The following is a 21,561-nucleotide window of genomic DNA, read 5'->3' as shown; positions in this document are numbered from 1 at the left end:
GTCATGAAAAAAAAAAGCGATTGGCGTATCATCTGCCGCACTTGATGAAACTGCAGGAGGCACCAGCCGGAAATGGCCACCAGAAACGCATTCTATGCCCAATCAGGCGGTGTGACCGCCGTCATTAACGCCAGTGCCTGCGGGGTTATCCAGACCGCCCGCAAGCACCCCGATCAGATCGGTAAGTTGTACGCCGGGCGTAACGGAATCATCGGCGCGCTCAAAGAGGAACTGATTGATACCAGCCTCGAAAGCGATGAGGATATCCAGGCGCTGATCCACACTCCGGGCGGTGCGTTCGGGTCATGCCGCCATAAACTGAAGAACTTTTCCGAGAATAAACGCGAGTACGAGCGCCTGATCGAGGTGTTCCGCGCTCACGACATTGGCTATTTCTTCTACAACGGTGGCGGCGATTCCCAGGATACCGCGTACAAGGTGTCCCAACTTGCTGAAAAAATGGGCTACCCGATTACCTGCATCGGCGTACCCAAAACCGTGGATAACGACCTGCCCTTCACCGACTGCTGCCCCGGTTTCGGCTCAGTGGCCAAGTACATTGCCACCTCTACCCTGGAAGCCAGCCTGGACATTCGCTCCATGTGCGACACCTCCACCAAGGTGTTCATCCTGGAAGTGATGGGGCGCCACGCTGGCTGGATCGCGGCGTCTGGTGGCCTTGCCGGGAAAGGCGAAGGCGAGCCGCCTCACGTTATCCTGTTCCCGGAAGTGCCCTTCGAGCGTGAGCGCTTCCTTGAACGTGTGGATTTCTGCGTCAAGGAGTACGGCTACTGCGTGGTCGTCGCCTCGGAAGGCGCCCAGTATGAAGACGGCCGCTTCCTGGCCGACGCTGGCGCCAAGGATGCCTTCGGTCATACCCAGCTCGGCGGCGTCGCGCCAGCGCTGGCCAATATGGTGCGCCAGGCCCTGGGCCACAAGTACCATTGGGCCGTAGCCGATTACCTGCAGCGCAGCGCCCGCCACATTGCGTCCGCTACGGACGTGGAGCAGGCCTACTCCGTAGGCAAGGTGGCCGTGGAAATGGCGCTGGCAGGTAAACAGGCGCTGATGCCAACGATTGTGCGCGAACAGTCACGCCCCTATCGCTGGCACATTGGTGAGGCGCCGTTGAGCGAGGTCGCCAACCAGGAGAAGAAAATGCCGATCCATTACATCACGGATGACGGCTACGGCATCACGCAAGATTGCCGCGACTACCTGGAGCCACTGATTCACGGCGAGAGCTTCCCGCCGTTCGATGATGGTCTTCCGAGGGTCGCAAAGCTTAAGAATCAGCTGGTCGAGAAAAAACTGAAAGCCGACTTCCAGTTCTAAGCCGCTGACCTACAAAAAAGGCGCCACCGAATCATCGGCTGGCGCCTTTTTTTTGCAGAACCGTTTATCCACCGGCAGCTTCAAACCGCTGCACGTACTGCGAGAAATGGTCGAACCCGCCAACGTGTTCTTCGCCCACAAAGATCTGGGGCACCGTATGTACGGGCTTACCAATGGTTTTTTCCAGATCCGCCTTGCTGATGCCTTCCTCGATCATGTCCACGTAGCGGTAGGGAATATCCCTGATCTCGCAAAGTTGCCGGGCGCGCATACAAAAACCGCAGGATGCACGACCGTAGATGGTGACATGATCCATAAACTCACTCCTGTTCGAAACAATGGGCGACCCTGCGTATCGTGTTGCAGTCGTCGACAAGCTGTACCGTATGGTGGCACGCCCAATGAAAAAATAAAATTAATGAACTGAATGGCGCCGATAGCCTGGACTGATGTATCCAGCGCTACCGGTGTTTCTCGGTGCAGCCTTACCTAACCGTGTGTTCAGGTTTTCAGGCGGCTCAACTCCGTCTCCAGCACTTTCACTTGCTCATCCAGTGTCTGCCCGCTGCCACTGACCCGTTGCGCCAATGCCCGAAGATCGTTGGCGGCGTCACCGATACGGGTGAGGTTGCGGTTGATCTCTTCACTGACAGAACTTTGCTCTTCCGCTGCCGTGGCCACATGGGTGACGTGTTCCACAATGGTTGCTATGCGCTCAACTACTGAGGCCAGAGAATGGTCCGCTTCACGGGTTCCCTCCACCGCTCTGGTGGCGCGATCAACGCCACCCTTGATCACGGTAACGGCTCCGCCCACGTCGCTTTGAAGGCCATCAATCATCTGACTGATCTCATCGGTGGACTCACGGGTACGGGACGCCAGTGTTCTGACCTCGTCTGCCACAACCGCAAAGCCACGCCCCTGCTCCCCCGCTCGCGCCGCTTCAATGGCGGCGTTCAGCGCCAGCAGGTTGGTCTGTTCCGCGATTCCCCGGATCACTTCGATAATACGGTTAATGTCCTCACTGCGAGTGGCAACCTGCCCTATCGCAGTGCTGGCCTCATCCATATCGCCCGCCAATGCACCCACGCCGTCCAGGGCAGACGTCAGCGTATCCTGGGTAAAACGGATGCCATCCTGGGCCATCTGCGCGTTTTCAGCTGCCTCACCCGCGAAACCTGCCACTTCACTGGCAGCGGCGGACATTTCGTTCATGGCGGTAACCACGCTTTCGATGTCCTGATGCTGGCTTTCGGTTTGCTCATCCGTTTCCTTGGCGATCACATCCACGTCTGCCGCCTGCTGGCTGACCTTGGCGTTGACATCTTTCAGGTCGTTGATCATTTCACGTAACCGGCCCAGGAACTGGTTGAACCCGCCGGCCAGCTCGATCAGCTCCGAGTGGGTATCAATGTTCAACTCACTGGTCAGATCCCCTTCAGCACTGGCCAGGTTCTTCATCCGGTCACGGATTTCGTTCAAGGGTTTGGTTACCGAGCGAACCAGCACCACCAGAATCAGGATCGCCACTACCGACACCAGTACACCCACCATGGTCTGACGCCCGGCGGTGGTATCCACCTCGCTGGACAGCAGGCCGGTGATTTCGGCGACATCCGCCAGCGCGGTCTGACGTGGTAATTCGATCAACAGTGACCACTGGGCATCCGGCAGGTCAATCTCGATGGGGTAAGACACGGCCAGCGTGTCGCCATCGTCGTAGGTACCGCCGTCATTGTGCAGGGAAGCGTATGTTTCAGCCTGCTCAGGCAATGCTTCTGACAACGGCCGGCCTAGATGTTCACTGTAGTGGCTGGATGCAGCAATCAGCCCCTTACTGCTCAGCAGGGTCACCCTTGATGCGCCGTCATAGAGGTTATCGCTGACATTCTGGATCGCTTTCTGGAGCGTTGACAGGTTGAGGTCAACGCCGGCCACGCCCGCAAACTCGCTCCCGTTCATAATGGGCACGACCAGGCTGGTCATCAGTTCGGTATAGCCCTCTTCAATTTCGTATTCGTAAGGCTCCATGATGCAAGGGGACAGGGTATCCTTGGAACACAAGTACCATTCCGCCTCGCGAATACCGAACTCATTCCGGTTATCCAGATACTTGGTAGCCGGATCCTCAGTGCGACTGAAGACCACATCGCCGTCGGGAGAGCGGTAATAATAGATTTCCAGGGTGCCTTCATCGCTGCTGTGCTCTTCAACGCCACCGGTGAAGTAGCGGTCCTGGCCGTCGTAGGCATCCGGTTCGAACTGGGCATAGATCGAGCTCAGCCCATCCTGCTCTTCCAGTACCGCACCCACCGTTTCCTGAAGGGCAACGCGGCTGATGCGGCCGGAGCTGTCCGTCTGTATATTCCGGCTGATGACGTTGCGGACGACTTCCGGTGTCCGATACGCTGTGGCAAACATGCCGCTGACAACCTCACCGTATTTCCCGGCGGTTGCGCTCAACCGGTCGACGGCAAGGCTGCGCACCGTGTCACGGGTTTCGGAGGTGATTCGCTGCTCCATCTGTCCCAGGGAAAGCTGGGCGGTCACCACAATACTGATTCCCATAACCAGCAGCAGCGTAATAACCAGGGCATAGAGTTTGAAACGCAGTGACAGTTTTTTCATTGGTACAGCAACCTGTCTCAGATAGGGATTCATTATCAGCTTAGTGCCCTGAAGGCACGGCTGCCATTAGAGCCTGATCGGCATTCATCTCACCAGGAGCGTCCATTGGCCTATCTCACTTTGTTCATGACCGCACTGGCCGCAGCAACAATACTGCCGGCCTATTCGGAAATTCTCCTTGGCGGCATGGTGACTCAAGGCTATTCGCTCTGGTGGATATGGTTCTGGGCAACGGCGGGCAACACCGCAGGTTCGGTTATTAATGGGGTTATCGGCCGGCAGGTGGATCGCTTTAAGCACAAACGCTGGTTTCCGATCTCCGAATCCCAGCTCGAAAAGGCCCGCACCCGCTTCAACCGTTACGGGCAATGGTCACTGCTTCTGGGCTGGCTGCCACTGGGAGGCGACGCACTGACCCTGGTTGGCGGGATCATGCGCGTGCCATGGCTCAACTTTGTGATCCTGGTGGCCATTGGCAAGGGATTGCGCTACGGCTTGGTCATCTGGTTGGTGCTGGAAGCATCGGGGGTGCCGGGATCACCGTAGAGGTATTCCCGGAGCAGATCCTCACCGTTGAATTCCGCATTCAGCACCGCGATGAACGTATAGACACCAATCAACTTTCGGTTCAGGAATACAAATTCTTTCGGCGGCACCTTGAAATAGCGGCTGATGGCTGATCGCGCGGCCTGGCGCGCCACCCGCGACGGCAAGTCACTCTGCTTCCAGCGGTACTGGCCGCGGTCGTTCACTGCCTCATCGGGCCAGTTGCTGCGATCCCTGGAGAGAGGTTCCAATACCGACATGCAAACCTTGCCGAACGTGTCCAGAACGTCCTCGGGCCAATCCTGGCTCATGAAACGTAACCGGATACCGCCATCAACCACCCCCGGCAGGTCGCCTTCGTAGGAGGAGCGGATCATCTGGATGACCGGATCCAGGAAGCTCGCGGAGTAGGCCTGTACCGCCCCGAAATCCAGTAGCACTATCTGGTCAGTTTCGCTGTTCGCGCCTTCCTCGCCAGCGATGCGGATCCGATAATTGCCGAAATTGGGATCGGTCTGGATTTCACCCCAGATGAACAGCTCACGGAAGAACAATTCCAGTGCGGCGCGGCCCAACTCGCTGCGACGATCAAGAGCAAGCTCCCTTACCGCCACTGAACTCACTGAGTGGCCCGGCTCGTAGGTGGAGGCGATGACATGGGCCGTGCAGTACTCGTCCAGAACACGGGGCACCACAAAACGAGGATCGTCCAGCAGCATCTGGCGGAACTTTTCGGTGGTACGGGCTTCAAGGCGGTAATCCACCTCCCGGTGCATCATGTCCCGCACTTCTTCCAGCCAGTCGTTGAACTCGGGGCCGAAGGAGACCAGGCGGGCTATCTTGAGCAGATGTGCAACTGCGTTAAGGTCACTGTCGACTGCTTCGTCAACGCCGGGGTACTGGACCTTGAGCACCAGTTCCAACCCGTCGCTACGCCGGCGCGCTCGATGAACCTGCCCCAGCGAAGCCGCACCAATCGGGTCGGGATCCACGTCCAGTTCCGCCAAACGGTCAGCACCCAGTTCAGCCTTAAGCACACGCTCGATCGACGGCCATTCCAGCCAGGTGGTCTGGTCTTCCAGGGTGTGCAGTGCTTCGGTTACTTCCTCAGGCAGGAAGTGCTCGCCATAGAGAGCCATCACCTGCCCGATCTTGACGACACTGCCCTTGAGCTTGCCCAACTCGTCCACCAGGAATTCCGCCTGGCTGGATAGCATAGCCCGGTGCCGGGCCTCCCGCTTGTCCTTGCTGCTGAACCAGTTGGTGGCCATATGGGAGGCCATCCGGGTGCCTGCGAAAAGCCCCGCCCTGGTGAGGGTAAGCCGACGCTCAAAGCTGCCGGTCTTGATACGTGCAACAGATGTGCTTTTGGGTCTGGATGCCATCAAAAACCTGCTCGGTTCTGTAAGTGTTGGCGCTATCAGCCTTTATAACCATTATACGGATACCCGGGCCCGCAAACCTAACCGGCGTGCCGTCGATTCCTTGCCCTTGGGGCCAATGCAAACCGCCTCTTCTGTGTTTACTTCTGTGGTTGGCGAAAGGTTTTACGTTTTTACACAGACCCCACGTCCAAAGCGGTTTAGTATAAAAATGTGGTCGATGACCTGGCCACTGATGCCCAAAAACAACAAGACAGCAACAATGACTCAGATCACCAGCAGACCCTCCGACACCAAACTGTCACAGTTCCGGGTGAAGGGTGAAATTCCGGTTCCGATGTTGATCGGCTGGCTTACTCTGGCAGCGGTCCCCATCCTGCTGTTTTTCGCATGGCGATCCCTGGATCGCGGAATTCCCGGCTCCGCCACAGCCCTGATCGTCTTTGCCGTGCTGCTCAGTGTCAATGGTATTGTTTATCTGCTCAGTCGCAACAGTACTCTGCAACGCCGCGGCTTTATTACCGCGATCACGATCCTCTTCACCTATCTGGCAGTCAATGCGGTGGAGGACGGCTCTGCCATTATCTGGCTGTTTGCCTATCCACCCATCATCTTCTACATCAGCGAAGCGAAAGTGGGCGTGCTTGCCTGTTCCGGCGGACTTGCGGGGGTTGCCTTGCTATTCAGCCCACTCGGGGACCTGGTATTCGATTCGCCGTACAGCACCAGCTTCCGACTCACCATGCTTGCGGTACTGGGGTTTGAGATGTCCACCTGCTACGTCCTGGACCAGAGCCGGCGGCGCAGCAAACTGGGGCTGCTGAAACTGGCTGCGGAGTTTGAATATGCGGCTAAACACGATGCGTTAACGGGGCTCGCCAATCGACGTGAAGCCCACGAGCAACTGGAAGCTGAGTATCAGCGTTACTTACGCAATTCGCGCGGTTTCTCGGTGTTGTTGATGGACATTGATCTGTTCAAGTCTGTCAACGACAACCATGGTCATCAGGTGGGGGATGAAACCATTGTGATGGTAGCCAGGACCTTGCGGGAACACAGCCGGAAGGTCGATACGCTGGCGCGCTGGGGAGGAGAAGAATACCTGGTATTGCTGCCTGAGACCGACACCGTTGAGGCCGTCCAGACGGCCAATCGCATACGCCAGACCATTGCATCAACGCCTATAGAGACCCAGGGCGGGAGCATCAACACCACTATCAGTGTCGGAGTCGCCACTATCCACGGCGCAGAGTCTGTGGACCGACTGCTACAGCGCGCCGACGAAGCACTTTATCGAGCCAAGACCCTGGGGCGTAACAAGGTGTGTGATTTCGAGGGTATACACGGCTAGCAAGGCAACCGCCTCAATCGGTACTTGGGCTTCGCATTACCAGCCCGTTACCCGTCGAACAGCGCCACCCGCCAGGCCATTAACCAACTCATCCGACAGAGCAGGAGCAAGACCGGCAACGGTTGCCCCGGGGACGAAGTCGCTGACCTGACACATCGCCATGCCAGCATAGCCACAGGGGTTGATCCGGCGAAACGGCTCCATGTCCATGGCCACGTTCAGGGCCAGGCCGTGGAACGAACATCCTCGCCTTACACGCAGCCCCAGCGACGCAATCTTCGCTTGTTCCACATAGACACCCGGCGCATCCGGACGCGGCGCTGCCGCCACACCCATCCCCGCAAGGGTCCGGACAATGGCCTGCTCAATGACATCAACCAGGGAGCGAATTCCCAGGCGGTGGCGAGTCAGGTCTATCATCAGGTAAACCACAAGCTGGCCAGGGCCGTGATACGTCACCTGGCCACCGCGATCCACCAGTATCACCGGGATATCACCGGGGGCCAGTATGTGCTCGGCTTTGCCGGCCTGCCCCTGGGTGTAGACCCTTGGGTGTTCCAGCAGCCAGAGTTCATCGGGCGTGGAGGCGTCTCGCGAGGCCGTGAACGATTTCATCGCCTCCCAGGTTTCCAGGTAGGGCTGTTCACCCAGGTCACGAACGATCAGCTCGGCCATCAGGTTACAGCACCATATGAACCCGGCCGCTGGCCTTGAGTTCCTCGAACAGAGCTTTCAACTGCGGCTCGCCCGTGGCAACGATCTTGAGGTTTACCGAGGCAAACCGACCGCCGCGACTGTCTTTCACCGTAACGTCATCGTTCGAAATGCCAGGTGCATGCTGCTCCACGACGCCCACCACAAACTCCACAAAGTCTGGCGCGGCGTCCCCGATAACCTTGATCACGTAGTCACAGGGAAACTCGATTTTGGGTGCCTTTGGTTCGCTCATCCCGGTTTATCTCCTACAGGCCACTCGCGCCCTTACTCAAAGAGCTGAACAAAGAATAGTTTGATGGCGTCCCAGATCCGCTTGAAGAAACCACCTTCCGGGATATCGCTGAGTGCCAGCACCGGCTGATCCACGACCACATCATCGCCGAGCTTGACGGTCACCCGGCCCAATTCGTCGCCCATGGAAATGGGCGCCTTGATCACTGAGTCGAGTTCAACGGTGGATTCCAGGGAATCCCTTGAGCCTCGGGGAATGGTGACGTAAACATCTTCTGTCAGTCCTACGGACAGGCTATCGCTTGCCCCGCCCCATACGCGCGCTTCCAACAGTTCCTGGCCAGTGCGGAACAGGCGCTCGCTCTGGTAATAGCGGAAGCCGTAGTTCAGCATTTTCTGGACTTCCTGGGCGCGGGACGAGGTGCTGTCTGTTCCCATCACCACAGCAATCAGGCGGGTGTCGTTGCGCTTGGCTGACGCCACCAGGCAGTAACCGGCTTCCTCGGTATGGCCGGTCTTCAGCCCATCAACACTGTCGTCACGCCACAAAAGGCTGTTCCGGTTTGGCTGACGGATATTGTTGTAAGTGAAGTGTTTCTGGGCATACAGCGGGTAGTTTTCCGGATAGTCGTTGATAATCGCCTTTGCCAAAAGGGCCAGATCGTAGGCAGTGGAGAAATGATCCGGGGCAGGCAAGCCGGTAGCATTGGCAAAACTGGACTCGTTCATCCCCAGTATCTGCGCCTGCTGGTTCATGATGTCGACGAACGCCCCTTCACTGCCGGCAATATACTCGGCCAGCGCCACTGAGGCATCGTTCCCAGACTGAATGATGACGCCCTTTAGCAGGTTCTCGACCGACACTTCCGTCCCTTCTTTAACGAAGGTCCGTGAACCCTCGGTTCGCCAGGCGTTCACGCTGATGGGCACCATGTCGGACAGGGAAATCCGCCCCTCGTCCAGCTCCCGTTCCACGATATAGGCCGTCATCATTTTGGTCAGGCTGGCCGGGGGCAGACGCTCATGGCTGTTCTCTTCCATGATAATCCGTCCGGAAAGCGGGTCCATCAGGATATAGGAACTCGCCGCGATCTGCGGTGATGACGGAATCAGAACAGCCTGGGCCGCAACCGGCATAGCCGGAAGCAGAATCAGGAGCAGAACAGCAGAGAAGGCTCGGAACGCTTTATTTAGTGCCATGGGTCCATTCAGTTTCAAGTAAGTGACTGGTTCAATGAGTGTCGGTCAGAAGTATTGACTGACCAAATCCGTGATTTTCAAGCAGGCTCTGGGCTCTCAGGGCTTCATCCTCGTCCCTGAACGGCCCGACCTGAACGCGGTGAAAGCGGCCGGAAGCCGTTTCCACTTCCCTCACCCGCATTGGGTTTGCGACTGCACGCCGCGCCCTATCCAGAAGGGCCTCGGCCGGGTTACGCTGGCTGAACGACCCCAGTTGCACAAACAGGGCCTCGCTGCCCGGCCCGGGATCCTTCAGGCGTTCGGCATCCACCGGAGCTCCAGATTCCGGGAACGGCTTGCCGGCAAGCGTCATCGAGCCGTCACGATTCACCGTGATGGCAGCCACCTCAACCCTCGCCGTACCCCTGCCCTGATAACCCAGCTTTTTGGCCGCGGCATAGGAGAGGTCAATCAGGCGATCCCCGTGGAAGGGGCCACGGTCGTTGACCCTAACCACCACCGAGCGACCGTTATCGAGGTTGGTCACCCGGGCGTATCCCGGGATTCTCAGACTTTTGTGCGCCGCCGACATCTCGTACATGTCAAAAACCTCTCCATTCGAGGTTTTGTGTCCATGGAACTTCTCACCATACCAGCTCGCGGTGCCGCGCTGAACATAACCATCGTTATTGCCCAGAACGTGATACTCCTTGCCCCAGACCTGATAAGGGGATTTGTTTCCAGCGCGGCGCGGCTCCTCAAATCGAGGCGTGGCATCGGCAAGCCCCGATGCATCAAAGTTGCCTGAAGGCGCACGGTCCTGGCTCAGGGTGTAGCGGGAGGAATGGTCAGGTTCGGGCGATGATGCGCACCCGACCAGCACCAGCACCCCGAAAACCAGCAGTAAAACATGGCGTTTCATCACGAGTTGTTACTATCCCCATTGTTTTCATTTGCCAGCGGCCGCATCCGCTCTTCGAGCGCACCTGCCAACTGGTGCACCGCCATGGCGTATAGATGACTGTGATTGTAGCGGGTTATCACGTAAAAGTTATGGTAGGTCAGCCATAGTTCAGAGCCCTCGCCCCCGACGAGACGGATCACTCTGGCTTTGGCGTCGCCGGGCACATCCATTTTCGGGACGATACCCGCCTGCCGATAGTCATTGACCGTCAACGTCGGCCGCAGTTCCCTGGTCAGCAATGGTGAGCTCTTTGGCAGACTGTCACTCACCCGTTCTGCCACAGGCTCACCCGTTTGCCAACGATGGGCGTGGAAATAATTGGCGACACTGCCGATGGCATCCACGGGATTGGTCAGGATGTCTGCAACGTCATCACCGTCAAAATCAAGCGCGTAATGCCGGTAGCTGCTGGAGATAAACTGACCGTACCCCATCGCCCCCGCATAGGAACCCGTCAACGCCATAGGGTCGAAGCCCTGTTCACGGGTCATCAGCAAATACTGGGCAAGCTCGCTGCGAAAAAAACGACTCCGGGGCGGATAGTCGAATGCCAGAGTGGCAAGGGCATCGAGCACCCGATACTTTCCTTTGTAGGTGCCATACCAGGTTTCGACGCCGATAATCGCCGCAACGATTGACGCCGGTACACCGTACTCACGTTCGGCGCGCTCAAAGGCTTCCTGATGTTTCCTGAGGAAACTGACGCCCTGCTCTATGCGTTCATCACGCATAAAGATCCGACGGTATTCGTGCCACTCAAGGGTTTTCTCAGCCGGTCGGCTGATGGCTTCCAATATCGAATCACGGCGCTGCGCGTTGGCCAGTATTGCAGACACACGTTCGGCCTCAAATCCGTAGCGTTCCGACATCTCACGAACAAATTCACGGCTTTCAGGTGTTTCATTGTAGGGACCGGCCTGTAAAGGGGAGGCAAAGCACACCATCACCCATCCGACACCTAACCAATACCTGACAGCTTTCATGAATCCCCTTGACTGGCTTCGACTCGAGAACCTTATCAATACAACGTCACCACAGCTGCGGCCCGTTATCGCGGCCAAGATTACCATGGCTGCGGACCCGGCAACCATTACTCCCTGTCCATGGTCGGTGCCCGGTCATCACGCACTGATCATCCGTCTATGGGTATGAACCGACATCAACACCCCAAACGCCGCCATCAGCGTTACCCCTGACGTTCCACCATAGCTGACCAACGGTAGCGGCACGCCCACCACCGGCAGAAGGCCACTGACCATACCCACATTGACGAAGACGTAGATAAAAAACGTCATCGTCAGCGCGCCCGCCAACAGCCGGCTGAAGGAATCCTGTGCCGTCGACGCAATGTACAGGCACCGCAGAACAATCAGGAGGTAGAGCACCAGAAGAACCAGCATGCCCACAAAGCCAAATTCCTCCGCCAGCACCGCAACGATGAAGTCGGTATGGCTCTCAGGAAGAAACTCAAGATGGGACTGTGTGCCCTGGAGCCACCCCTTGCCATCCATGCCCCCCGAGCCAATAGCGGTCTTGGACTGGATAATGTTCCAGCCGGCGCCAAGCGGATCGCTCTGAGGATCCAGCAAAGTCAGTACGCGCTGCTTCTGATACTCGCGCATAACGAAGAACCACATCAGTGGCGCCGCCACTGACACCATGGCAAGAAAGGCGCCAATCAGGCGCCAGCCCATACCGGCAAAAAACACCACGAATATCCCTGCGGCGCCGACCAGTAACGAGGTTCCCAGGTCCGGCTGCAGGATGATCATTGCCATGGGCGCCAACACAATGAGCAACGCCACCGCAACATGGCGGAGTCTGGGAGGCAGGTAATGGCGCGAAAGGTACCAGGCGGCCATCATCGGCACCACCAGCTTCATCAGCTCCGAAGGCTGGAAACGGGGCAGCCCGGGAATGGCCAGCCAACGCTGCGCGCCCTTGGCACCAACGCCAACCAGCAATACCGCTGCCAGTCCTATCAGGCCGGCAGCAAACAACCAGGGCGACCAACGCCGGAACACAGCCGGGTCAAGCTGGGCGAACACGAACATCACCACAAGGGCCACGCCCATCCGGATGCCCTGTGCTTTCACAACCTCCAGGTTGCGGTCGGCCCCGCTGTACAAAACAAATAACCCGCCTGCAATAAGGGTCAGCAACAGGAACAGTAGAATCGGGTCAATATGCAACGCCGACCAGATCCCCCTCGGGCTAGACAGGGGGTGACGCGCAGATTGGTTAAACAGGCTTCCCGCTGACATCAGTTACCCCTCTCCCCGGATGAACCCACAACGAGTTCATCGCCTTCTGCGGGGAAATCCAACAACCAGGCGTCAAACATCGCCCGAGCGACAGGCGCAGCCGTTCCACTACCACCTCCACCGTTTTCTACAATGACAGCAACGGCAATCTGGGGATTCTCTACCGGTGCAAAGCCAACAAACAAAGCATGATCCCGTAATCGCTCACGGATCTCCTCTTCGTCGTACTCTTCATCTTCCGCCAGGCTAAATACCTGGGAGGTACCAGTTTTTCCGGCCATTCGATACGTCGCGCCGCGGGCCGCCCCTCGGGCCGTCCCGCGGCTACCATGCATGACTTCAGCCATGGTCTCTACAACAAACTCCCAGTCGTCCGGGTTCTCAAGCTCAATCGATTGATGGGTGCCGGTGGGCAACACTTCCTCAACCGAATGGTCACCCTTTACATCTCTCAATAGCCTTGGCTCGGCCCAGTTCCCACGGTTCGCGATCACCGACGTGGCCGTTGCCAATTGCAGTGGCGTCGCCAGCATAAACCCCTGACCGATACCGAGGTTTACCGAGTCTCCCGGATACCAGGGCTCATTATGTATAGCGCGTTTCCAATCGCTGGACGGCAGCAAACCGCTCAGGGCCCCGGCAACGTCCAGGGTAGCATCCTCACCAAAGCCGAAATCGGACAAGTAGCGGTGCATGGTATCCACCCCCATATCGACTGCGACTTCGTAGAAGTAAATATCACAGGATTGAGCCACTGCTGACTTCAGGTCGACCCACCCATGACCACCCCGTTTCCAGTCCCGCCAGCGGCGCCCGCCGGGTTTCAACTGGTAATAACCCGGGTCCCATATCGTCCTGTCACGGGTGGTGGCATTGCTGTCGAGTGCTGCGATTGCCAGCATAGGTTTAAGCGTCGACGCCGGAGAGTACTGCCCACGCAAAGCCCGGTTGAACAGGGGCTTATCGGGACTCTGACTGAGTGATCGATAGGCCTCCACGCCGATGCCGGTCACAAATAGATTGGCGTCAAAGCCCGGAACGCTCGCCAGCGCCAGAATGCCTCCAGTGGAGGGCTCAATAGCAATAATGGCACCACGTCGGCCATCCAGCAGCTCATGGGCCAGCCGCTGGAGCCGCAGATCTAAATGTAGCTGTATATCCTCACCTGCTACCGGGTTTTCTCGCTCAAGCACACGCAGAGTTCGGCCCCGAGCATTGGTTTCTACATGCTGGTAGCCGACTTGCCCGTGCAGGAGCTCTTCGTAGAAACGCTCCACTCCGGATTTGCCAATATAGTTGGTGCCTGCGTAGTTCACCGGGTCAATTCGCTGAAGTTCCTGACGGTTGATACGCCCGACGTACCCCAAGGCATGGGCCGTCAGCTCACTATGGGGGTAGTACCGAACCAGTTCCGCGGATACCTCAACCCCCGGCAATTCGTGGCGGTGAACCGCCAGGCGCGCGATTTCCTGTTCATCCAGATCGTAACGCAGGGGCAATTCCTGGAACGGACGGCGAGGCTCAAGCAGCCGACGCTGGAAGCGCTCCATATCCTCCTCGGAAATGCTCAGCATGCCCTGGAGTTTTGCGAGGGTTTGTTCCATGTCGCCGACACGCTCCGGTACCAGCGTCACACTGAAAACCGGGCGGTTCTCGGCCAGCAAGACATCGTTGCGGTCATAGACCAACCCGCGGGGAGGCGCCACGGACTGTACCTGAACACGGTTTTTGTCGGAAAGCGTGGTGTAGATGTCGTGTTCTACAACCTGCAGTTGATACATCCGGGCAATCAACACGCCCAGCAATACAAAGACCAGTAACAGCATGACGAATGCACGACGCTGGAACAGGCGCCGTTCGGCTGCGATGTCTTTGAACTCTCCCCAGGGCATATTGGCTTGGCTTCCTAGGCCCGGTGATAAGGATGGTTGCGAGTGACGGACCAGGCGCGGTAGAGCTGCTCGGCTAGAAGGATCCGCACCAATGGATGCGGCAGGGTCAAGGCAGACAGCGACCACAGCTGATCAGCCCTGTCCCGGCAGATGTCGGCGAGACCATCCGGCCCGCCGACAAGAAAGCTGACGTCGCGACCATCCAACTGCCAGTTCTCAAGCTGACCGGCCAATTTTTCAGTGGACCAGTTGCGGCCGCCAACTTCCAGGGCAATCACCCGGTCACGAGGGCCCAATGCCGACAGGATTGCGTCCCCCTCACGCTGCATCAGCCTGGGAATATCCGGATTCTTGCCACGATGGGCCAGGGGAATTTCCACCAGATCAAGGGACAACTCCGGCGGCATCCGGCGGGCATACTCATTATACCCCTGGCTGACCCACTCGGGCATTTTCTGCCCTACACAGACCAGGCGTAACCGCATGATTATTCGCTACCCGCAACACCCAGATCGGGAGCATCACGCCAGAGGCGTTCGAGGTCATAGAACTCTCGGGTTGCCGGCATCATGACGTGAACCACCACGTCGCCGAGATCAACCAGAATCCAGTCACTCGCATTGGCGCCTTCCACATTGCTGGCACGAACCCCCTGCTCCTTCGCTTCGGACAACACCGAATCCGCCAGGGATTTCACATGCCGATTGGAGGTGCCACACGCAAGGACCATGTAGTCCGTTACGCTGGTTCTCCCCCTGACATCAATGATGCTTACGTCCTGCGCTTTGACGTCCTCAAGCGCACCCACGACCAGTTCTTTCAGTTGCTCTGCCTGCATAATCACCCTGTTGGACGGGCAGCGGCGAAGGCAGCCACCCGAAAAGTCATATTCAGACGGGATTGTAGCACTAAAAGTTCCCGTCCGGTCATGCGCCGTATAGTCTCTGGCGTTGAATTTCCCGCCACACCGGGTCGGGCAGCAGGTAACGGGGAGAATGGCCGGAAAGAATCCGATCGCGAATACCGGTCGCAGAGATATCAAGCAACGGTGGGTCGAGTTGCAAAATATGGCCACAAGGCGCGCGAAACAAGGCCTCTACCCGCTCGACTGACCGCTGGCTCAATAATTTCGCCGGCACACCGTCCGGTGCCAGACCTGGCCCCGGACGTTGCACGACGACAATGTGAGCCAGTTCGGGAATCCGCTCCCACTCCTGCCAGCGGTCGAAACCGGCGAAGGAATCCGTACCCAAAACCATGGCGAGCGGTTTGTCGGGGCCGATCTCCGCCCTCAGTTGCGTCAACGTCTCCGCGGTGTAAGACGCGCCTTCCCGCCCCAACTCGCGATCATCCAGAGTCAGCCCGGGCTCGCCGGCAATGGCCAGCTCCAGCAAAGCCAGACGCTGCGCACTCGTGGCACCCGGCACGTCACGGTGAGGAGGCACGTGGCAAGGCATCAAAGCCACTTCCGACACCCCCAACCGCTCCCTTAGTTCGACCGCGAGCCGCAGGTGGCCATGATGTATCGGGTCGAAGGTGCCGCCATAGATCACATGCATGCGCAATCAGGTCCGGATGTGGCCGTCGCCAAACACCACGTATTTCTGTGATGTCAGACCTTCAAGGCCAACCGGCCCACGGGCGTGAATCTTGTCTGTGGAGATGCCGATTTCCGCACCGAGACCATACTCAAAACCATCCGCAAAACGGGTCGACGCATTGACCATGACGGAGCTGGAATCCACTTCCGTCAGGAATCGACGGGCCCGGGTATAGTTTTCCGTGACGATGCTGTCTGTGTGCTGAGAGCTATAACGATTGATATGCTCAATGGCGCCATCAAGCCCGTCGATCACTTTTACCGCAAGCACCGGGGCCAGGTATTCCGTACCCCAGTCGTCCTCGGTGGCACGAACAACATCGGGGAGAATATCCATTGTCTGCGGGCAGCCCCTGAGCTCCACGCCTTTGTCCCGGAAGGCGTCCGCCAGCAAGGGCAGAATATCGGCCGCAATTTCCTGGTCCACCAGCAGTGTTTCCATGGTATTGCAGGTGCCGTACCGCTGGGTCTTGGAGTTCACCGCGATGTTTAGGGCTTTTTCGGGATCAGCATGACTGTCGATGTACACGTGACAGATACCATCAAGATGCTTGATTACAGGTACGCGCGCATCACGACTGATCCGCTCAATCAGTCCCTTACCACCTCTGGGGACTATCACATCCACAAACCGGGGCATGGTAATCAGTTCGCCGACAGCCGCCCTGTCGGTGGTTTTCACGACCTGTACGGCACTTTCTGGCAGTCCTGATTCCTTCAACCCCTTGGCCAGGCAGGCTGCGATGGCCTGATTGGAATGAATGGCCTCGGAGCCCCCGCGCAAAATGGTGGCGTTGCCGGACTTCAGGCACAGACTGGCAGCCTCTACAGTCACGTTGGGCCGGGATTCGTAGATAATACCGATAACACCCAACGGCACACGCATGCGACCAACCTGTATTCCGGAGGGTCGATACGTCATATCGGTAATTTCACCAATCGGATCCGGCAACGAGGCCACCTGGCGCAGCCCTTCAATCATTGCATCGATGCGCGCCGGGGTCAGCTCCAGCCGATCCAGCATCGCTGCTTCAAGACCATTGGCACGGCCACCCTCCAGATCCCTGGCATTGGCTGTGGCAAGCTCATCGCGCGCAGCGTCCAGAGCCTCGGCTGTTGCCAGCAACGCCTGGTTGCGAACAGCCGTTGTGGAGCGGGCCACAGCCCTCGCGGCCTGCCGTGCCTGCTGTCCTACCTCCGCCATATAAGCTGCAATATCCATCCGATTACCTTTCAATGTTAATACCGATTGTGCGAATCAGGGCCTAACTTTACCTTTCCCGTTTCAAGTACGCATCCCAAGCGATTATTATACCGGCCTGAGACACTTTATTCCGCGGGTCATTGAACAAAACCTGCTGTATGCTTTAAACCACGGACGCCCGGGAGAGGACGGATACCATGGCCCAGATGGCCGAAAAATTCCTGTTAAGCCGCCTGTCGAGAACTGGATTCCTGATCCTGATCGCCATTGCCGCATTTTCAGTGATCCAACGGGAGACACTGACAGCAATCACCGCTATTGTCGCCGCAGCACTGGTCTTCAGCGGCAACACCTTCCACCCCGGACGCTCTCGACAACCCTGGCCGGCGATTCACCGACTCCTGTTTGTGGCGCTGTTGTCGCTTTTGGCCACCAGCCTATGGACAGGGCCCTGGAGCCTGACCCACTGGCTCTACGTCGCACCACTGGTCGGCTTTGCACTGCTGCCCGTCACCTGGGCAGCGGCGATTACCGCACTCTGCGCCGTTCTTGCGATGTCTGCCACCCATTGGTCTGCCGGCCTGCCCGAACGCCACCAGATGCTTAGCGCACTGCTGCTGACCGTTATGCTCTCAGGCCTGCTGGTTTTCCTGCGTGAGTACAAGTCGCGACAACTTGCGCCCCTGCGCCGGACCGACGAACTGACCCAGGCCGCAAGCCGCGAATACCTGACGGCTGATCTGCACAAGGAGATCCAGCGCAGTGAACGGGAAGGCACCGATATGTCGGTGATCATGATCGGCCTGGACACCCACCTGAGCGACAGCGACCCGGATGCCGACATACGCTCCATACTGCCACGGATCGGCCGTTATCTGCACTCCCAGCTACGGGATTTCGACACCTACTATCGGGTAGCAGATCTGCAATTCCTGGTCATCCTGCCAGGCATCCCCACGGCAGAAGCGGCATCACAGGCCGAGACGATCCGAAAGGGATTACGCACCCTGCTTGCCTCACACCAACTGCATCTGACGGTCAGTGCGGGAATCGCCGGCCTGAATATCGGCGATGACGCAGACAGTTTGCAGCAATCCGCTGCCAATGCGTTGCGGCGCGCCCAGCAACAAGGGGGCGACCGCGCCCAGTCCTACAGTACCTGGACACACACATCGCCCCCACCCAGAACGGAGGGGCCGGCGTTATGACTGAAACCCGCTTGAGAAGTTTTACCCATCTGGCCGGTTATGCGTTTGCCAGTCTTTTCATTGCAAGCCTGGCGTTCCAGAACCTTCGCTACGGATTCTATGACCTGTTCTTCCTGGCTGCCGGAATGGCGTTGCTGACGGTCGCAGGCGCTGGCTATACCTTCATATGTCGCCGCCGCCAGTTGTCGGCGCCGGGGCATCTCCTTATTCTTACAGCGCTGAACAGTGGGTTGGTGGCGGCCATGTTTGCCCTTGACCCTCCCGGCATCAGTCATTGGGTTATGCCCCTGGTTGTACTGAATCTGCTGATCCTTCCGCTACGACAGGGGCTGATCCTTTCCCTGTTATTGCTGGTCGCACTGGCACTCTTTCTACTCCTGTCATCGCCCCTGATGTACGCCATAACCATCAGTGCCGGGGTGTTTGCTCTGGTCGCGGTGGCCGCGCTGTATATCTGGCACTACGACCACATGGCACAATCGGCAGAGGATCTGGCCATTACCGACCCGGTGACCGGCGCCCACAATGCACGCTTCCTGGACGAAACCCTGCAAAAGGAAATTTCCCGGGCCATTGTCATGTCACACTCCCTGTCGGTGATTTCCCTGGCCATTGATTACGCCGAGGAAGCCGAAGATCTGCACGGCCAGGCCGGCATGCAGCGACTGCTCAGGGACCTCACCCAGCACCTGTTTGACGTTATCCGCGCTGGCGACACCCTTTACACGCTTGAAGACGGCGAGTTTTTCCTGATCCTGCCCTTCACACCGGAAGAAGGCGTACGCGTCATCGCCGAACGAATTCGGCGGACCATCGCGGAACAGAACTGGCCTCTGGCCGGAAAAGTGACTGTCAGCCTTGGCTGCACCACTCGCGCCAGTACCGACATCCGCACGGCGGACCTGCGAAAACGGGTTAGGCATGCATTGGAGGAAGCCCGTAAACGTGGTGCCGATTCGGTCTGGTACAGCCAGGGAGATGTTCGCCCATCATGATGCCGGAGTGGCTACAGTCACTGACCGACTGGCTGGCAACCAACCCGGGCTGGCTGTCAGCGGCGCTGTTCCTCACAGCATTCCTCGAGTCCCTAGCCTTTGCGGGCATCCTGATCCCCGGGGTTGCCATCCTGTTCGCCGTGGCGGTGCTGGCTGGCCAGGTGGCCATACCGGTGGCCGAAGTCCTGCTGTGGGCCGGCGCCGGAGCCGTTGCTGGCGACGGCATCAGCTTCGCCCTCGGCAGACTGTTTCAGGGACGCCTGGACAGGCTTTGGCCACTGAATCGTTTCCCGGGATTTATCGGCAAAGGCGAGGCTTTCTTCCATCGTCACGGCGGTAAAAGCGTCGTTATCGGACGCTTTGTGGGCCCGATTCGACCAATCATTCCGCTCATCGCCGGCGCATTTCTGATGCCGTGGCGACGGTTCCTGGCCTTCAACCTGTCATCGGCAGTGGCCTGGGCACCAGTCTATGTATTGCCGGGGTATCTGGTTGGTAGCGCCCTGGCCAGCGAATTCGAACCACCCGCTCACTTTTACCCTGTGATCGCAATCAGTGCCGCAATACTGCTGGTGATTTACCTGTTGCTTTTCCGCTTCCAGTTAGGTCTTGGGCATGGCAGCCAGCTCTACCTGTGGTTGTCGCGCCTCACGGCCCGCTACGATTCGACCCACCGCTTCTGGCGCCTGTATACCAGCCAGCGACCCGCGCAGGCCGGCGAGTTCCCGCTACCCTCATTGTCGTTGGCACTGGGAGCCGGGGCTCTGTTTATGATTTGGGGCCAACTGGCCATCGCCACCCAACTGCTGGCGCCGTTTGATGAGCTGACCCTTCAGTGGTTTTCTCAGTTGCGGACCCCGCTTCTGGACCCGGTAATGATCCTGCTGACGCTTCTCGGGGACCCACCGGTACTGCTGGCAGCAGCGGCGTTGAGCGCTCTGGCCCTTTACTTTCGTGGTTACTACGCCGCCGCCATCCATGTGGCGGGAGCAGCACTGCTCACGACTGTGTTGGTCTGGGGCTTCAAATACCTGACCGCCATACCTCGGCCGGACGTTGTCTTCGGACCTCCGGATTCGGGCGCTTTCCCCAGCGGCCACGCCACCGGCGTCACCGTTCTTTCTACCCTGGCAGCAAGCTTTATCGCCAGGGAAAGCCGGAATATCAGACGCTGGCGCTACTACCTGCTTTTCAGTATTCCCATTATCCTTGGGGCGCTAAGCAGACTTTATCTGGGCGTTCACTGGTTTACCGATGTGGTGGCGGGGGTGTTTCTCGGGCTCTCGATCTGCGGGTTCGTAAGGGCCAGCTATAGCCGCTACGACAACGTCCCACTGGCAAGGGATGGAACACTATTGATTGCGGGGTGGGGATGGCTCGCCTTCGTGGCCTGGTATGTAACGACACAATGGTCAAACGCGGTTGTGCTCTACAGTGTCACCGCTCCGTAGCAACCATTATTCAGCTTTCTTCCAGTGCTTCCAGCAACCCCAGCAGACGCTCCAGGCGCTCCAGGGGCGCCTGGAGCTCCACCAGCCGCTGCTTTTCCTGCTTGTCCAGCGGCAGTAATTCGGTCAACCGCCACCCCACATCCCTGGCGTCGTCGTAGTCTACGTCCATATCCAGTTCCCGGACGACAGGATGGCGAAACAACGCTTTCAACACCGAGGGGAGTTCCGCGAAACGCTCAGGAACAGGCGTTTGCTCCTCCGCCAGCAGGCATTCCACATCCCCGACATTCAGTCCGTCCGGCTGCTGCCAGGAACGTACCACCGTTACCTTATCCTTGCCTTCAACGGTAATACCCAGCAAACCGTTATCCATCTGCTGGAAATCAATAATGCGAACATAGGTGCCGATATCGTAGAAAGCCACCGACTTGCCCGTTTCCAGACCTTCCCGAAGCAGCACGACTACAAATCCCCGATCCTCCTTGAGGCAACGGGTGAGCATATCGATGTATCTGGGCTCGAACAGCTGCAGGGGAATCCGTCCACCGGGCAGCACTACAGAGTTCAGCGGGAAAAGAGGTACATTCATTGTTGGTATTGTCACCAGTAAACTA

At 58.1% G+C, this 21,561-nt stretch carries 21 protein-coding genes; 6 read left to right on the top strand and 15 right to left on the bottom strand.

The features are described 5' to 3' along the window. The first annotated feature begins 72 nt into the window (after positions 1 to 72). Positions 73 to 1,335, top strand: coding sequence for a 6-phosphofructokinase (locus tag ACTRWH_RS14950; protein ID WP_036203882.1), 1,263 nt, complete (start codon positions 73 to 75; stop codon positions 1,333 to 1,335). Positions 1,336 to 1,399: 64 nt separating this feature from the next. On the opposite strand, the gene ACTRWH_RS14945 is transcribed toward ACTRWH_RS14950, so the two are convergent. Both ACTRWH_RS14945 and ACTRWH_RS14940 read right to left on the bottom strand, forming a co-directional pair. After that, complete coding sequence (locus ACTRWH_RS14945) at positions 1,400 to 1,651, bottom strand: GrxA family glutaredoxin (RefSeq protein ID WP_036203869.1); 252 nt, start codon at positions 1,649 to 1,651, stop codon at positions 1,400 to 1,402. 185 nt (positions 1,652 to 1,836) lie between these two features. Beyond that, positions 1,837 to 3,963 (bottom strand): methyl-accepting chemotaxis protein, encoded by a 2,127-nt coding sequence (locus ACTRWH_RS14940; RefSeq protein ID WP_036203866.1) that lies wholly within the window; start codon positions 3,961 to 3,963, stop codon positions 1,837 to 1,839. 105 nt (positions 3,964 to 4,068) lie between these two features. On the opposite strand from ACTRWH_RS14940, the gene ACTRWH_RS14935 reads away from it, so the two are divergent. Further along, entirely contained in the window at positions 4,069 to 4,509 is a 441-nt protein-coding gene (locus ACTRWH_RS14935) for a YqaA family protein (protein WP_036203863.1), read from the top strand. Here the strand turns inward: ACTRWH_RS14935 and ACTRWH_RS14930 are convergent. Then, positions 4,452 to 5,894, bottom strand: coding sequence for an ABC1 kinase family protein (locus tag ACTRWH_RS14930; protein WP_075194944.1), 1,443 nt, complete (start codon positions 5,892 to 5,894; stop codon positions 4,452 to 4,454). The genes ACTRWH_RS14935 and ACTRWH_RS14930 overlap by 58 nt on opposite strands. Positions 5,895 to 6,153: 259 nt before the next feature. On the opposite strand from ACTRWH_RS14930, the gene ACTRWH_RS14925 reads away from it, so the two are divergent. Then, positions 6,154 to 7,242 (top strand): GGDEF domain-containing protein, encoded by a 1,089-nt coding sequence (locus tag ACTRWH_RS14925; protein WP_228210429.1) that lies wholly within the window; start codon positions 6,154 to 6,156, stop codon positions 7,240 to 7,242. A gap of 36 nt (positions 7,243 to 7,278) precedes the next feature. On the opposite strand, the gene lipB is transcribed toward ACTRWH_RS14925, so the two are convergent. The 11 genes from lipB to ACTRWH_RS14870 form a co-directional block, all read right to left on the bottom strand. Next, positions 7,279 to 7,917, bottom strand: a complete 639-nt coding sequence (lipB, locus tag ACTRWH_RS14920; RefSeq protein WP_036203857.1) for a lipoyl(octanoyl) transferase LipB — start codon at positions 7,915 to 7,917, stop codon at positions 7,279 to 7,281. A gap of 4 nt (positions 7,918 to 7,921) precedes the next feature. Next, positions 7,922 to 8,191 (bottom strand): HP0495 family protein, encoded by a 270-nt coding sequence (locus tag ACTRWH_RS14915; RefSeq protein ID WP_036203854.1) that lies wholly within the window; start codon positions 8,189 to 8,191, stop codon positions 7,922 to 7,924. A 32-nt stretch (positions 8,192 to 8,223) separates the two neighbouring features. Beyond that, positions 8,224 to 9,390, bottom strand: a complete 1,167-nt coding sequence (locus ACTRWH_RS14910; protein ID WP_075194943.1) for a D-alanyl-D-alanine carboxypeptidase family protein — start codon at positions 9,388 to 9,390, stop codon at positions 8,224 to 8,226. Positions 9,391 to 9,421: 31 nt separating this feature from the next. Continuing rightward, complete coding sequence (locus ACTRWH_RS14905; RefSeq protein WP_036203849.1) at positions 9,422 to 10,291, bottom strand: septal ring lytic transglycosylase RlpA family protein; 870 nt, start codon at positions 10,289 to 10,291, stop codon at positions 9,422 to 9,424. Continuing rightward, positions 10,291 to 11,316 (bottom strand): lytic murein transglycosylase B, encoded by a 1,026-nt coding sequence (mltB, locus tag ACTRWH_RS14900; protein WP_169052536.1) that lies wholly within the window; start codon positions 11,314 to 11,316, stop codon positions 10,291 to 10,293. The genes ACTRWH_RS14905 and mltB overlap by 1 nt, the downstream gene beginning before the upstream one ends. 138 nt (positions 11,317 to 11,454) lie before the next feature. Further along, positions 11,455 to 12,597 carry a rod shape-determining protein RodA gene (rodA, locus tag ACTRWH_RS14895; protein ID WP_136633907.1) on the bottom strand — a complete coding sequence of 381 codons (1,143 nt, stop codon included), beginning with the start codon at positions 12,595 to 12,597 and terminating at the stop codon, positions 11,455 to 11,457. Continuing rightward, positions 12,597 to 14,489 (bottom strand): penicillin-binding protein 2, encoded by a 1,893-nt coding sequence (gene mrdA / locus ACTRWH_RS14890; protein WP_075194939.1) that lies wholly within the window; start codon positions 14,487 to 14,489, stop codon positions 12,597 to 12,599. Before mrdA ends, rodA begins: the two co-directional genes overlap by 1 nt. A 14-nt stretch (positions 14,490 to 14,503) precedes the next feature. Then, positions 14,504 to 14,974, bottom strand: a complete 471-nt coding sequence (gene rlmH / locus ACTRWH_RS14885; protein ID WP_075194938.1) for a 23S rRNA (pseudouridine(1915)-N(3))-methyltransferase RlmH — start codon at positions 14,972 to 14,974, stop codon at positions 14,504 to 14,506. A 2-nt stretch (positions 14,975 to 14,976) separates the two neighbouring features. Further along, positions 14,977 to 15,327, bottom strand: a complete 351-nt coding sequence (gene rsfS / locus ACTRWH_RS14880; RefSeq protein WP_036203834.1) for a ribosome silencing factor — start codon at positions 15,325 to 15,327, stop codon at positions 14,977 to 14,979. An 88-nt stretch (positions 15,328 to 15,415) separates the two neighbouring features. After that, positions 15,416 to 16,048 (bottom strand): nicotinate-nucleotide adenylyltransferase, encoded by a 633-nt coding sequence (nadD, locus tag ACTRWH_RS14875; protein ID WP_036203830.1) that lies wholly within the window; start codon positions 16,046 to 16,048, stop codon positions 15,416 to 15,418. Between the two features lie 6 nt (positions 16,049 to 16,054). Then, positions 16,055 to 17,311, bottom strand: a complete 1,257-nt coding sequence (locus ACTRWH_RS14870) for a glutamate-5-semialdehyde dehydrogenase (RefSeq protein WP_036203825.1) — start codon at positions 17,309 to 17,311, stop codon at positions 16,055 to 16,057. A gap of 179 nt (positions 17,312 to 17,490) precedes the next feature. On the opposite strand from ACTRWH_RS14870, the gene ACTRWH_RS14865 reads away from it, so the two are divergent. From ACTRWH_RS14865 to ACTRWH_RS14855, 3 genes are read left to right on the top strand one after another with little or no spacing between them, the layout of a single operon-like run. After that, complete coding sequence (locus tag ACTRWH_RS14865; RefSeq protein ID WP_036203822.1) at positions 17,491 to 18,501, top strand: GGDEF domain-containing protein; 1,011 nt, start codon at positions 17,491 to 17,493, stop codon at positions 18,499 to 18,501. After that, on the top strand, positions 18,498 to 19,496 hold the full coding sequence (locus ACTRWH_RS14860) for a GGDEF domain-containing protein (RefSeq protein ID WP_075194936.1): 999 nt from the start codon (positions 18,498 to 18,500) through the stop codon (positions 19,494 to 19,496). Before ACTRWH_RS14865 ends, ACTRWH_RS14860 begins: the two co-directional genes overlap by 4 nt. Then, positions 19,493 to 20,947 (top strand): bifunctional DedA family/phosphatase PAP2 family protein, encoded by a 1,455-nt coding sequence (locus tag ACTRWH_RS14855; RefSeq protein WP_036203815.1) that lies wholly within the window; start codon positions 19,493 to 19,495, stop codon positions 20,945 to 20,947. Before ACTRWH_RS14860 ends, ACTRWH_RS14855 begins: the two co-directional genes overlap by 4 nt. A 10-nt stretch (positions 20,948 to 20,957) precedes the next feature. Here the strand turns inward: ACTRWH_RS14855 and ACTRWH_RS14850 are convergent, their stop codons facing one another. Beyond that, positions 20,958 to 21,536, bottom strand: coding sequence for an LON peptidase substrate-binding domain-containing protein (locus tag ACTRWH_RS14850; RefSeq protein ID WP_075194935.1), 579 nt, complete (start codon positions 21,534 to 21,536; stop codon positions 20,958 to 20,960). Positions 21,537 to 21,561 lie beyond the last annotated feature (25 nt).

This window comes from Marinobacter sp. G5_S1_61_S3 (genome assembly GCF_054968585.1).
Note: the sequence above shows the minus strand (reverse complement) of the source record. Positions and strands in the feature narration are given on the sequence as shown.

Bases quoted from the DNA above. Each gene is read 5' to 3' on its own strand.
- ACTRWH_RS14950 (WP_036203882.1), top strand. From the start codon at position 73: ATGGCCACCAGAAACGCATTCTATGCCCAATCAGGCGGTGTGACCGCC.
- ACTRWH_RS14945 (WP_036203869.1), bottom strand. From the start codon at position 1,651: ATGGATCATGTCACCATCTACGGTCGTGCATCCTGCGGTTTTTGTATG.
- ACTRWH_RS14940 (WP_036203866.1), bottom strand. From the start codon at position 3,963: ATGAAAAAACTGTCACTGCGTTTCAAACTCTATGCCCTGGTTATTACG.
- ACTRWH_RS14930 (WP_075194944.1), bottom strand. From the start codon at position 5,894: ATGGCATCCAGACCCAAAAGCACATCTGTTGCACGTATCAAGACCGGC.
- ACTRWH_RS14925 (WP_228210429.1), top strand. From the start codon at position 6,154: ATGACTCAGATCACCAGCAGACCCTCCGACACCAAACTGTCACAGTTC.
- lipB (WP_036203857.1), bottom strand. From the start codon at position 7,917: ATGGCCGAGCTGATCGTTCGTGACCTGGGTGAACAGCCCTACCTGGAA.
- ACTRWH_RS14915 (WP_036203854.1), bottom strand. From the start codon at position 8,191: ATGAGCGAACCAAAGGCACCCAAAATCGAGTTTCCCTGTGACTACGTG.
- ACTRWH_RS14910 (WP_075194943.1), bottom strand. From the start codon at position 9,390: ATGGCACTAAATAAAGCGTTCCGAGCCTTCTCTGCTGTTCTGCTCCTG.
- ACTRWH_RS14905 (WP_036203849.1), bottom strand. From the start codon at position 10,291: ATGAAACGCCATGTTTTACTGCTGGTTTTCGGGGTGCTGGTGCTGGTC.
- mltB (WP_169052536.1), bottom strand. From the start codon at position 11,316: ATGAAAGCTGTCAGGTATTGGTTAGGTGTCGGATGGGTGATGGTGTGC.
- rodA (WP_136633907.1), bottom strand. From the start codon at position 12,597: ATGTCAGCGGGAAGCCTGTTTAACCAATCTGCGCGTCACCCCCTGTCT.
- mrdA (WP_075194939.1), bottom strand. From the start codon at position 14,489: ATGCCCTGGGGAGAGTTCAAAGACATCGCAGCCGAACGGCGCCTGTTC.
- rlmH (WP_075194938.1), bottom strand. From the start codon at position 14,974: ATGCGGTTACGCCTGGTCTGTGTAGGGCAGAAAATGCCCGAGTGGGTC.
- rsfS (WP_036203834.1), bottom strand. From the start codon at position 15,327: ATGCAGGCAGAGCAACTGAAAGAACTGGTCGTGGGTGCGCTTGAGGAC.
- nadD (WP_036203830.1), bottom strand. From the start codon at position 16,048: ATGCATGTGATCTATGGCGGCACCTTCGACCCGATACATCATGGCCAC.
- ACTRWH_RS14870 (WP_036203825.1), bottom strand. From the start codon at position 17,311: ATGGATATTGCAGCTTATATGGCGGAGGTAGGACAGCAGGCACGGCAG.
- ACTRWH_RS14865 (WP_036203822.1), top strand. From the start codon at position 17,491: ATGGCCCAGATGGCCGAAAAATTCCTGTTAAGCCGCCTGTCGAGAACT.
- ACTRWH_RS14860 (WP_075194936.1), top strand. From the start codon at position 18,498: ATGACTGAAACCCGCTTGAGAAGTTTTACCCATCTGGCCGGTTATGCG.
- ACTRWH_RS14855 (WP_036203815.1), top strand. From the start codon at position 19,493: ATGATGCCGGAGTGGCTACAGTCACTGACCGACTGGCTGGCAACCAAC.
- ACTRWH_RS14850 (WP_075194935.1), bottom strand. From the start codon at position 21,536: ATGAATGTACCTCTTTTCCCGCTGAACTCTGTAGTGCTGCCCGGTGGA.